This is a genomic window from Rivularia sp. UHCC 0363 (genome assembly GCF_034931125.1).
Classification (GTDB): Bacteria; Cyanobacteriota; Cyanobacteriia; order Cyanobacteriales; family Nostocaceae; genus Rivularia.
The window spans coordinates 31,509-43,695 of record NZ_JAYGHM010000039.1 but is presented as its reverse complement, the minus strand read 5'-3'; the positions used below and the strand labels follow the sequence as shown (position 1 = coordinate 43,695).

12 protein-coding genes are annotated in these 12,187 nt (G+C 37.6%); 3 read left to right on the top strand and 9 right to left on the bottom strand.

Annotated features, from left to right (window positions below; genetic code table 11):
• Positions 1-7 precede the first annotated feature (7 nt).
• From VB797_RS21175 to hemB, 7 genes are all read right to left on the bottom strand, one after another.
• Positions 8-610: a GTP-binding protein gene (locus VB797_RS21175; protein ID WP_323239719.1), complete on the bottom strand. Its 603-nt coding sequence runs from the start codon at positions 608-610 to the stop codon at positions 8-10.
• 31 nt (positions 611-641) lie between these two features.
• Entirely contained in the window at positions 642-1,289 is a 648-nt protein-coding gene (folE, locus tag VB797_RS21170) for a GTP cyclohydrolase I FolE (protein ID WP_323239718.1), read from the bottom strand.
• Positions 1,290-1,363: 74 nt separating this feature from the next.
• Positions 1,364-2,416 carry a GTP-binding protein gene (locus VB797_RS21165; RefSeq protein ID WP_323239717.1) on the bottom strand — a complete coding sequence of 351 codons (1,053 nt, stop codon included), beginning with the start codon at positions 2,414-2,416 and terminating at the stop codon, positions 1,364-1,366.
• 79 nt (positions 2,417-2,495) lie between these two features.
• Positions 2,496-2,876: a DUF1636 domain-containing protein gene (locus tag VB797_RS21160; RefSeq protein ID WP_323239716.1), complete on the bottom strand. Its 381-nt coding sequence runs from the start codon at positions 2,874-2,876 to the stop codon at positions 2,496-2,498.
• Positions 2,877-2,944: 68 nt separating this feature from the next.
• A complete protein-coding gene (locus tag VB797_RS21155; protein ID WP_323239715.1) occupies positions 2,945-3,196 on the bottom strand; it encodes a hypothetical protein in 252 nt (83 codons plus the stop codon).
• Positions 3,197-3,207: 11 nt separating this feature from the next.
• Positions 3,208-5,058: a threonine--tRNA ligase gene (gene thrS / locus VB797_RS21150; RefSeq protein ID WP_323239714.1), complete on the bottom strand. Its 1,851-nt coding sequence runs from the start codon at positions 5,056-5,058 to the stop codon at positions 3,208-3,210.
• 409 nt (positions 5,059-5,467) lie between these two features.
• Entirely contained in the window at positions 5,468-6,472 is a 1,005-nt protein-coding gene (hemB, locus tag VB797_RS21145) for a porphobilinogen synthase (RefSeq protein WP_323239713.1), read from the bottom strand.
• A gap of 275 nt (positions 6,473-6,747) precedes the next feature.
• Between hemB and VB797_RS21140 the strand changes: the two genes are divergently transcribed.
• The 3 genes from VB797_RS21140 to VB797_RS21130 all read left to right on the top strand — a co-directional run bounded on the left by VB797_RS21140 (position 6,748) and on the right by VB797_RS21130 (position 8,836).
• Positions 6,748-6,954 carry a hypothetical protein gene (locus VB797_RS21140; protein ID WP_323239712.1) on the top strand — a complete coding sequence of 69 codons (207 nt, stop codon included), beginning with the start codon at positions 6,748-6,750 and terminating at the stop codon, positions 6,952-6,954.
• A 178-nt stretch (positions 6,955-7,132) separates the two neighbouring features.
• On the top strand, positions 7,133-7,309 hold the full coding sequence (locus tag VB797_RS21135; RefSeq protein ID WP_323239711.1) for a hypothetical protein: 177 nt from the start codon (positions 7,133-7,135) through the stop codon (positions 7,307-7,309).
• Positions 7,310-7,360: 51 nt separating this feature from the next.
• Positions 7,361-8,836, top strand: a complete 1,476-nt coding sequence (locus VB797_RS21130) for a hypothetical protein (RefSeq protein WP_323239710.1) — start codon at positions 7,361-7,363, stop codon at positions 8,834-8,836.
• A gap of 503 nt (positions 8,837-9,339) precedes the next feature.
• Here VB797_RS21130 and VB797_RS21125 read toward each other — a convergent pair.
• A complete protein-coding gene (locus VB797_RS21125; protein WP_323239709.1) occupies positions 9,340-10,908 on the bottom strand; it encodes an iron uptake porin in 1,569 nt (522 codons plus the stop codon).
• 145 nt (positions 10,909-11,053) lie between these two features.
• Entirely contained in the window at positions 11,054-12,073 is a 1,020-nt protein-coding gene (locus VB797_RS21120; protein ID WP_323239708.1) for a metal ABC transporter solute-binding protein, Zn/Mn family, read from the bottom strand.
• Positions 12,074-12,187: the final 114 nt, after the last annotated feature.

Sequence of the window (12,187 nt, the reverse complement as noted above, 5' to 3'; positions counted from 1 at the left end):
TTGAAATTTAGGATGAAAAAGAAATTACAGTAGAAACACCCGTAGATGCCTCTACTGTTAAAGGCACGCGAAATTCATTAGGGTCAATAATTCCTTGAATAGCATTAAATATTGGCTGCCATTTTACTCCACGAATATGCTTATGGCATTTATTTATTTGCTCATCAGTTGCGCGATCGCAATGATTAACTATTATTTTGTCGGCAAAAAAGATTTGATTAGTAACTAAGTAATTTTGTGTATTTGTAGGTGGGTAATTTACTGCATTAATCACTGTGATAACTTCTTTCAAAAAAATATTTTCTGAGAAAAATTGTTGACGAATTGTTCTAATTACTGGAATTGGGTCGGTTTTATGGTTGGCTTCAATAAATAATTGTTCGCACGTACTTTCTCCAGTTTCTCTAGCAATAAGTAAGTTTTTAATTAACTGTTTTAAGTCTTTAAGTCCGCTACAGCAAATACACCCACTACCAAGTTTTTGAGAACCACTTTGTATATGCTCTACAGCAATTTGTGCTTGACTGCTTAGATGTTGAATGAAACTTGTTTTTCCACTACCTGTAAATCCTAAGACGAGAATTACAGGTAATGATGTAAGTTTTGCCATTACCTTGATAAGAATTAAAAATTAGTGAAAATTAGTGAAAATTGCCATTGTGTCGAATCAAATTCATAAATTCTTCGCGAGTTCTGGCATCTTCAGAAAATACTCCTCGCATTGCGCTAGTAACAGTCCAAGAGCCAGGTTTTTGCACCCCGCGCATTACCATACACATATGACTAGCTTCTACAACTACCGCTACACCTTGGGGTTTAAGTAAACCTTGGAGGGCATCTGCAATTTGTAAAGTCAATCTTTCTTGTACTTGTAAGCGTCTTGCATACATTTCACAAATACGGGCAATTTTTGATAATCCGATAACTTTACCATTAGGAATATAAGCCACATGAGCGCGACCAAGGATTGGTAAAATATGGTGTTCGCAGGAACTAAAGATATCAATATCTCTCACTAGTACCATTTCGTTAGCATCTTCTGTAAATACTGCACAATTTAATAGTTCATCCAATGATTCATGGTATCCTTTGGTCAAAAACTGTAAAGCTTTCATAACTCTTTTAGGAGTATCTTTGAGTCCTTCTCTATCTGGATCTTCTCCTAATCCAATTAGTAAAGTTCTCACGGCTTGCATCATTTCTTCATCCGTGACAGTTGGTTTATTTTGGGTAGATAATGAAACAATTTGCTTGGCAGAATCTAATTCAGAACGGAAAGATAAAGTCATTATTTAAGTTTTTTGCTAATTAGTTAACACCCTAACAAATATACACAAAATACCTTTAGGGTGCATTAATCAAATTACAGTAAACAACCGTTAAGCTGAGAATGAATTTCCTCATGCTTCAAGTCACGACCGATGAAAATTAGCTGATTTTGGTATTTTTTGGTAGTCCACACATCAGCATCGAGTTGATAACGAGGACCGCTAAGCTGGAAAATATGCCTTAATTCACTATCGCTAAACCAAAGAATACCCTTGGCTCTGAACACGTTCTCTGGCATTGTTTCATTTAGGAAGACTTCAAACTTGTGGACATCAAAAGGGCGATCGCTCTGGAAAGAGATGGAGACAAATCCATCATTTTCTAGATGGTCTGAGTGATGGTGATGGTGTTCATGGTGATGATGTTCGTGGTCGTGGTGATGTTCGTGGTCATGGTGATGTTCGTGACTATCTTCCTCAACTAATGAAGAATATTCATCTTTAGGAGTTAAATCTACATCCAAAATTAATGGTAGAGCAACTTTACCATAAGAGGTACGCAGAATTTTCGCACTGACTTTATTGTCTTGAATAAAATGTTCTAACTCTAATAATTTTTCTTCCCCAACTAAATCAGTTTTATTGAGGAGAATAATATCACCATAAGTTATCTGTTTTAAGGCAGCTTCGCTTTGGAAATGTTCGCTGTTAAAAGCTTCTGCGTCAACAACAGTGATGATTGAATCGACATTAGTTAAATCTCTAAGTTCTGTTCCCAAAAAAGTTAAGATAATCGGTAAAGGGTCGGCTACACCTGTAGTTTCTATGACCATATAGTCAACGCGGTCATCTCTTTCTAAAATTCGATAAACGGCATCAACTAATCCATCATTAATAGTACAACAAATACAGCCGTTACTCAGTTCCATCATGTCATCTTCCGTAGAAATGAGTAACTGACTATCGATATTAATATCACCAAATTCATTTACAAGCACGGCTACTTTCAAATCTTCTTTGTTATGAAGAACTTGATTCAGCAATGTAGTTTTACCACTACCTAAAAATCCGGTAATGATAGTAACAGGCATTCCCCTTTTGGGGATATTAGGAATCAAATCGGATTTTGATGCAGTTAGTTGAGTCATAATTTCTCCTTTGATTTACTGTTAAAGGTTGATTTGTATTTGCTAGCTAGAAAGCGATATCATATATTTTTGAGGAAAATTAATTTCCTATTGGTGCCGGAATTCTCGCTAAAATTCCTTTTTGCAAAACTTGCGGTCGTTCATTTCGTGCGACTATCCCATTAGTACTAGCATGATACTTTTCGCACAGATTTAATATAGCTGCTGCACTTTCTAATGGTGGCAAATCGCCAAACATTAAACTAACTTTATTTGATGCCGCGAAAGCGATTGCACAAGGTCTTTTGCAAGCACTCAAGCATTCTACTTCTGCAATCAAAAATTCAGATTGCAAAAACCATTTCTCATGTAATTCTAGCAATTTTTTGAATAAATATTTACCACCTCGTTCGCCCATATAATCGATTTGCGTAGATGAAAAATAACAGGATTTACAGACAAATAATGTGTGAGAAGCCATGTCAATAAACTGTAATAGAAACAAAGGTATCGGTATGAGGCAAAACTCTCAAATCAAGGTTATTTATCTTAATTGAGCTTATTTATATCCGTATACTCAATTTCGGTAATAGATTTATGAACTTTATATTGCTGTACGGGGTTTGTCATTACGTTAATTACCGTTTCAATTGGTGGACATCCAGCTTCGGTACACTGTAACTGACTTAACGAAATGGAAATTTCTTCATCAAGTTGCAAAGCTTGATAAATCCATTGCTTTACTTGCTGAATTTCTTGATAACTAGCTTTTTGAGATTGTTTTCCAAAGGTAAAACTCATATAGTTAATAGCTAAATAGTTGTGTTTAAAGCAATAGCTGACTGCAAGCAAGTCATTGTTTCATTTACTGATAGTGTTCCTAAATCTCCAGCTTGTCGAGTACGCACACTTAAAGTTTGGTTTTCCATCTCTCGTTTCCCAACTACAGCTACTACAGGAATTTTTTCTAATTCAGAATTACGAATTTGTTTACCTAATCTTTCCCCACTACTATCAACTTCTACTCTTAATCCTTCTTTATGCAATTCCATAGCTACTGATTCAGCATATTCTCGGACTTCATCACTGACTGGTAATAATCTACATTGAATCGGCGCTAACCATAAAGGAAAATCACCCGCATAGTTTTCGATTAAAATTCCAAAAAAACGTTCTATTGAACCGAAAATCGCCCGATGAATCATTATTGGTCGCTGTTTGGTATCGTCAGCAGCAACATACTGCATATCGAATCTTTCGGGTAAATTAAAATCTACCTGAATGGTGGAACATTGCCACAAACGACCAATTGCATCTTGAATTTTAATATCGATTTTAGGTCCATAAAAAGCACCACCACCTTCATCAATAATATAATTCCAACCTTTTGTATCCAAAGCTTCTTTTAAAGCCGCAGTTGCTAACTCCCATACTTCATCTGTCCCTACTGATTTGCTAGGACGAGTGGAAACATTTACTTCGTAATTATTAAAACCAAAATCAGATAAAATATTCTCGGTAAGATTTAATACTCCCAAAATTTCATCAGCGATTTGATTGGGTAAACAAAAGATATGAGCATCATCTTGGGTAAACCCACGTACACGCATTAAACCATGTAGCGCACCCGAACGTTCGTAACGATAAACTGTTCCTAGTTCTGCCCATCTTAAGGGTAATTCTCGATAAGAATGTAATTTATTTTTATAAGTCAGAACGTGGAAAGGACAATTCATTGGCTTAATTTGATAAGCCTGTTTTTCCACTTCCATCGAGTCAAACATATTCTCACTGTAAAAGTCGTAATGACCCGATGTTTTCCATAACTCTAAATTAGCAATATGAGGTGTATACAATAATTGATAACCAGATTCTAAGTGAGATTTACGCCAATATTCTTCAATTATATAGCGAATTATTGCACCCTTGGGATGCCAAAATACTAAACCTCCACCAGCATCTTCTTGAATACTAAATAAATCTAATTGCTGACCTAATTTTCGATGGTCGCGTCGTAATGCTTCTTCTCTTTGTTTTAAAAAAGTCTGTAAGTCTTCTGGAGTTTTCCACGCTGTACCATAAATACGTTGTAACATCGGCTTGGTTTCATCACCTTGCCAATATGCACCCGCGACACTTAATAATGCAAATGCTTTTTGATTAATTTCTCCGGTAAAATCTACGTGGGGTCCTGCACATAAATCCCACCAATAACTATCAGCTCGATTAGTTTTAATATTATCTACAATAAACAATGATGATTCAGGCTTACCACCATCAGGACTACCAATAAAATAACGAGTAATCGTCTGTTCGGAAGGAATTTTTGCTAAGATTTCTAATTTATAAGGTTCATCTAAAGCTGCAATCTCTTGTTTAATCTCTTCTCTTTTCACCTGTTCGCGAATAATAGGGAAATTTGCCTTAATTATTCGGCGCATTTCGGCTTCAACTTTACCCAAATCATCGGTCGTAATACTTACAGGACAATCAAAGTCATAGTAAAAACCTGTATCGGTAACTGGTCCAATTGCTACCTTTGTCCCCGGAAATAGCTTTTGTACAGCCATAGCCATAATATGAGCGCAAGTATGACGAATTCGCTCAAGTTGTTGAATATCTTTTTTTAAGCCTTCCTGAGATTGGGATAATGAACTGACCATATATAATTAGAATGAGAATCATTATCATAATAGCGCAAAAAAAGGAGTTGGTAAAAAGTTTTTTGAGAAGTTGAAACAATCTGTAGAAGCATTACTATATAATGCATATGCTCTACCAGTCATTCAAAATTTTTAATGAATGAAAACAGATACAATCTTTTACACGTTGTTACAAAACCTCCCCAGCGTATTATTTTAAATACTGCAACAATCTCCCACCCAAGCTTTGCACTATGAATTTTCCTCTGTAAAGCTGCAAATATTTGATCGTAAGACGAAGCACGCTCTTTGTCAAAAACGACAACAGGTTCTTGATTTTTCATATGGTGGAAGTGAATTATAGTTAAGTCCCGTTAACAATATTGACAATTAAATTTGTGTCTTGGAATCCCCAAAACACCTGTAATAATTAAAGCAACATCAAAGCAACTTCCTTTGCAAAATAAGTCAAAATCAAATCGGCACCAGCCCGCTTCATGCTAGTCAATGTTTCTAAAATTACTTTCTTCTCATCAATCCACCCTTGCTGTGCAGCGGCTTTAATCATGGCATATTCCCCACTAACGTTATATGCTGCTACGGGTAAGTTAGTTATCGATTTTACCTGACAAATGATATCCATATATGCCAAAGCCGGTTTTATCATTACTATATCTGCACCTTCGGCAATATCTAGTGCTACTTCTTTTAAAGCCTCTCTAGCGTTACCTGCATCCATTTGATAAGTCTTTTTATCACCAAATTTCGGTGCTGAATCCAAAGCATCGCGGAATGGTCCATAATAACTAGAGGCGTACTTAGCAGAGTATGCCAAAATTGCTACATTAAAGTATCCTGCGGCATCTAAAGCTTGACGAATAGCGCCGATTCTACCATCCATCATATCGGAAGGTGCGACTATATCTGTACCCGCTTCTGCTTGGGAAACTGCCATTTTCACCAACACTTCTACGGTGGGGTCATTTAAAATTACTCCGTACTCATCAACAATACCGTCGTGACCGTGAATACTGAAAGGGTCGAGAGCTACATCTGTAATCACAACTATATCTGGTACGGCTTGTTTAATAGCTTTGACAGTTCTTTGCACCAAACCATCAGGATTGAAACTTTCCGTACCAGTATCATCCTTTTTGGCTTCTGGAACCAGAGGAAAAAGCGCTACAGCATTTATGCCTAATTCCTTAATTTGCTGTATTTCTTCGAGCAATAAATCCAAAGTATAACGATAACATCCCGGCATGGAAGAGATTTCTATTTTTTGGTTTTCTCCTTCCATGACGAACATCGGGTATATCAAATCGTCTACAGTTAATTGAGTTTCCCGTACCATATTACGCAATACTGGATTACCACGTAGACGACGGGGACGTTGAATCAAGCTGGTGTTGGAGATAGGATTTTGTGAGGACATGATGAATGAAAATGATTATCGCATATAAATAATGATAATCGTTTTCAACCTATATTTTTGCAACTTTTTGTGTAAATATTTAGATTTTTTAGAATTATCTGTAAACATATAACTTTATCTATAAAGATGATTTTCTCTACCCTCGTAGTTATTATCGTGGAGAGTTTGATCGCAAGAGTTTAAGTAGGTTGGCTCGAATAAACCTAACTGTGTAACAGAATGTAAAGAACAATCAAACCCTTGCGATTGCTTCGTTTCACTTCGTTCCACTCGCAATGACATACCTTGATTTTTTAACGCCGACTTACTTAATATTTAATGCAAATTTACAGGAGTTCTCTCAAACCATAGGCTATATTGCCAATTTGCAAACTGGTGGAAAGATGACTCCTTTTCAAGCATACCAAGAAATTAAGTTGGCTTATAAGCGCTTGAAGCACTCTAAAAAAGAATTGGATATTGATAGTAATAATTCTCAATAGAATTAAGATTTGATTTAGGTAGAGAATATTTATGATGACATTATTACCCAAAATTTAGGTTTTAAATAATGATTGTCATTCTCGTTTTGATGCTAATATACACAAGTCTGAGGAAAAATAAGAGTATTTGCACTTAGGCTTGAGTCTTTAGAACATCTACCCTACAGGTATTCACACAATGACAACCAATCAATTTTTCGACGAAGAACTATACCTTGCTAATAATCCAGATGTTGCCACTGCGGTAAAAGAAGGAAAGTACGCTTCTGGATATGATGAATTTATCCAAGTCGGGCAATTTGTTGAACGCAATGGTGTTGTATTTAACGGTACCGATGGAAATGATACAGTCTAAGCTTCTGGACAAAAATCCTCAGTAATAGGTGTTAATGTTGAGACAGCCGAGGTGGGGAATCGATTAATTAATGCCGAAACCTCATCCTTGGGAATTAATCAGATCGATACTTTATTAGGTTCACCCGGACGTAATGTATTTTACTTGGGTGACAATGCAGTAGAAAATCCTTCAGACTTCTATTTAGGTAATGGGGATAAAGATTATGCAGTCATTAAATATTTTGACCCGACTAGTGAAGATGCGGTATATCTAGCGGGTAAGCCTCAAGATTATACATTAGAGACAGTAGATAATAGCGTTCGTATTTCTAAAAACGGCGACCTGATCGGTATTGTTGAAGGTACAACAAAGCTGATTCCTGATGGTTTATTTACAGATAATGGCTTGCTGTTATTTGCCCCAGAGAATTCTTACTACGCTAGAAACACTCAACCCTACTTCAATCAACCAGCATATCTTGCAGCAAATCCCGATGTGGAAGCATTGATTGATTCAGGAGAATATCAATCAGGTTGGGACCACTTTATCAAAGCCGGGATTGATGAAGGAAGACAAACATTTTTCAACGGAGTAGTCGGAAACGATCACTTTTTCTATCCTCTGGGAAATGCAACAATAGTCAGTTTTCCAATTACTGATTACGATCCAGCGACAGGAGCAATAAAAACAGCAACAACTGGAACTGGTGATAGAGACCATTATCACGGTTCTTTTGGTAGCGATCGCTTTTTGTTAGGGAATGAAGGACAAGACTTTTATGTTGGTAAAGGGGATGAGGATTATGTCTTGATTGGTGATTTCGATCCCAAAACAGACCAATTAATTGTCGCTGGGAATCTTGATGACTATCAGTTAGGAATATACGACGATGTATATGAAGGAGTTGTCTATAAGGAATTCCAGATTGCCAACAAAGATGGAGATGTCATGGCTCGGATCGAAAATGGGGAGAATTTGCAGTTGGTGCAAATTGCCAGCGATATTCCCGGTACAAATGCTTTGGTTTCGACAGAATACGAAGGATTAGCTGCAATGCTTCCCAGCGAACCTATATTTGGTACATTTGGCAATGATTCAATAAGCATCGACCAAAGTAGTCAATTAGTTTTTGCAGGAACAGGAGACGATCTGATTGATGCTAACGCAAGTCTGGGAAATAATCGTCTCTATGGTGGTAGCGGTAACGATACATTTATTCTTGGTCAAGGAGATATGGTGTTTGGAGAAGATGGGAACGACAGGTTTTTTGCTAGATCGGGTGGTGGAAATGTATTAACAGGTGGTAACGGAGCAGATCAATTTTGGATTGCTACGGGTGAAATACCTCAAGAAACAAACACCATTACCGACTTTAACATTGGTGAAGATGTTATGGGAATTGCTGGGAGTGGTGGAGATTTTAGTAACTTAACATTTACACAGCAAGATCAAGATTTGTTAGTTAGTTTCAACAGCAGTAACTTAGCAGTCTTAGAGGGTATCCAAGCAGGTAGTTTGAATGCAGACAGTTTTGTATTTGTCTAATTTTCTTTGCGATATCCGGTATTAATAAATTAGTACCATACGGCTTAAATAGCGTACCCATTTTTTAGACTCAGATTAACGTCAATTCGACAACTATCACAGAAGTCGGGTTTTTACTCTTATTTGTCTGTTAATACAGAGATTTATCCTAAAAACCCGACTTCTCACCTCACGAAAAATCCATGTAATAAGCTTATTTATGATCTAGCTTTTAGCTTTTAGCGGTGGGGCTGGGCGCAGGGTTTAATACCCCACCGACTTTAAAGCGGTGTAAGCCCAGAAAGTTGGGGATTAAATCCCCAAACGTTCATTGCCTTTCTTATAGCGGTGGAGCGGTGGAGCGGTCGAGCTTTTAATTAAACAGCAATTGAAGGAGTGAACATTGAACTCACGTCATTTTCAGATGGGTATCTTACTTACGCGCCCACTGTACTAGCAATCTACCACATAACTTATGTGGTAGATTGTTGAGTAAATATTGTTGAACTCTAGAGTTTCAATTTCTAGAAAGTAAAGGTAGTTCTAAAAGTACCAATCACTACATCATTATTATTCTCATTATGGTCTGGTGCAGTTAACCAGATTACACCAGGAGTAACGGCAATATTGTCATTAATCTTGTACTGATAAAATGCTTCAATATGATAAGAAGTATCTTGGTCTTTCTCTAAACCATCAATACTAGAACTAGTAAGTCTGGGTTCCATACCGAAGATAATCCCAGCTAAGTTACCTTTTTTACCCAGATCGGGTAATCCTAAAGTTACAGCCCAGTTCCATATCTCTGCTTCTCCACGGTCTGGAAAAGCAGCTGATGTCGTTAAATTACGAGCATTAGTGTAACCAGCCCAACCACCTAACACCAGGTTTTTACTTATCCCTAATGACGCTTGGATACCATAGGAATCGGCACTAAAAGGAGTATCTGCCAAAGTAGATAGGTTATCTAATGGTGAAACTGTATTAAAGTTAGAAGCATTACTACCAGCACCATTGAACTGGTTGTAAGAATTGATATAAGTTAAACCAACCTTAAAGCGATCGCTTGGTGCAAATGTTAGTTGTGCTAATGCACCGTAGGAGCCGTTAAATAAACCATTATCGGTACTGGGGTCGCTTCCAGAACCAGCTAAATAAGCCAAACTCAAAGACAAATTTTTACCGAACTCTTGAGTAACTCCCAAACCCGCACCATCCATTGCTCCATAGATGGGGTTACGAGTACCAAAGCTAGATAAAGCTCCCTCTGTACCATCACCATCAAACAAATTGACTGTATCTACAACGTCATCAGCTGCACCTGCATTTGCGATCGCGATGACGTTAGTGCTTTTAGTTAGGGGAAAACTGTACCACAGTGCATCTAATTCAATGTTGTTATCTCCGCTCTCACCAGCAAAGGCTAAACTTCCTTCACTTGTACCAATATCGGGAGCAACTATATTATTGCTTTGCAGTCTGGTGTAAAGAGTATCTTTTCCTGTGAAGCTGGTTACAAAGTTAATTCTTGCTCTTACACCTAATGCGGTATTCTCGTCGTTTGTATCCCCTTCAAATACATCTGTAATTCCCACAACTACTTCACCTTCAAGTTTAGAAGTTGTAGAAAATTGATTTGCTTCTATTTGAGCCGTTCTTGCTTCTACCGCATCTACCCTACCACGCAATGTTGCTAATTCAGCAGAAAATTCTTCTTGTAGCCTTTGTAGGGTTGCAAGGTCTTCTTTAGTTACTATATCGGCAGTAGAGGTTAAAAGCAAATCGTTAAATCGATCCAAACAAGCACTCAAACCTGCTGCAAATTCGTATCTTGTTAAAGCTCGGTTTCCTCTGTAGGTGCTATTTGGATATCCAGCAATACAGCCGTAACGTTCCACTAAAGACTGTAGTGCTTGAAATGCCCAATCTGTTGGCTGCACGTCAGAAAATTGAGAAACAGAAGTAACTTGTTCTAATGCTTGTTCTAATGTTTCTTCTTGGGTTTGAGTTTGGGCAATTACGCTATCGTTAATTAATAAAGATGTTGTAAATACGACGGGAATAACTAGTAAAAACTTCCACAAGCTTTTCATTATGGTTATTTTCTCCTCACACTTAGATTTTAACAAATACAGAGATACGAACAAATGTACACGACGTTACGATATTTACGCCATCTATTTTTAACCCTGATGTCGATTAACTATTGATGACGAATAAAACAGATACGATCAATTATTATTTCTGAAAAGCCGTATATTTACCTCCCAAACCATCCACAATGGCTTTAGTATTCGCAATCAACATTTTCTGATAGGTATCGACATCCGTTCCTTGTTCCCCTAAGCCATCAGCGTATATTTTTTCCTCAGAAACTTTCACATTTGCTTCTTTGGCAACTTGTTCGATCAATTTGGGACTATGAGTGCTTTCAGCAAAAATTGTCGGTACCTTCTCTTGCTTAATTTCTTTTGATAGTTCGGCAATTCTCGCTGCTGTTGGCTCTGCTTCGGTACTCAAACCTTCTATAGCACCCTCATAATTAATGTTATAAGCCTGAGTGTAGTAACCTAAAGCGTCATGAGTGGTGACTAATTTACGCTGATTAGCAGGGATTGTCGCTATATTTTGCTTAATCCAGCTATCTATTTGTTTGATTTCCCCGGTCACTTTTTCGGCATTAACTGCATATAACTGAGCGTTATTTGGAGCAACTTTCTCTAAATTACTCCGAATCGCTTCCACCATCTGCACACCATTTTGGGCATTATGCCATACATGGGGGTCTGGTGCTTTTTCTTTCTCAGAGTGTTTCTCTCCCTCATGCTCGTGGTCGTGTTCTTCCCCAATAATCGGTTTGGGAACAGCAACTTCATGTACCGCAACTTTTGGGGCTGTATTGCTGCTGGCTTTAATTAACTTAATAATACTGGGTTCAAAATTGTAACCACCGTATAAAACCAAATTAGCTTGCTCGATCGCTTTGCGGTCTTCTGATTTGGGTTGATAGGTATGAGGATCTGCTCCAGCATCTACCAAACATTTCAAGTCAACAGTTTCGGCTGCAACTTGCTTAATCAAGTCACAAAGTACACTTGTAGTCGCTACAACCAGGGGACGTTCTCCCGTTGTAGTACTGCTAGTGTTTACAGCAGTATTTTCTCTGGTCTTAGTGTTGGAATTAACGGATGGGGTTTCACCGCAGCTAATTAAACCAATAGCCAAAGTTAATGTTGCGATCGCGAAGCGCTGCTGCAAACAGATCCTATTGAGGGGTATTTTTCTAAACATCACTTATAACAATAATACAGTAGAATGATAATCGTTATCATACAGCAGCTACGGTACTAAGGGAAGTAGATTTTTAACATA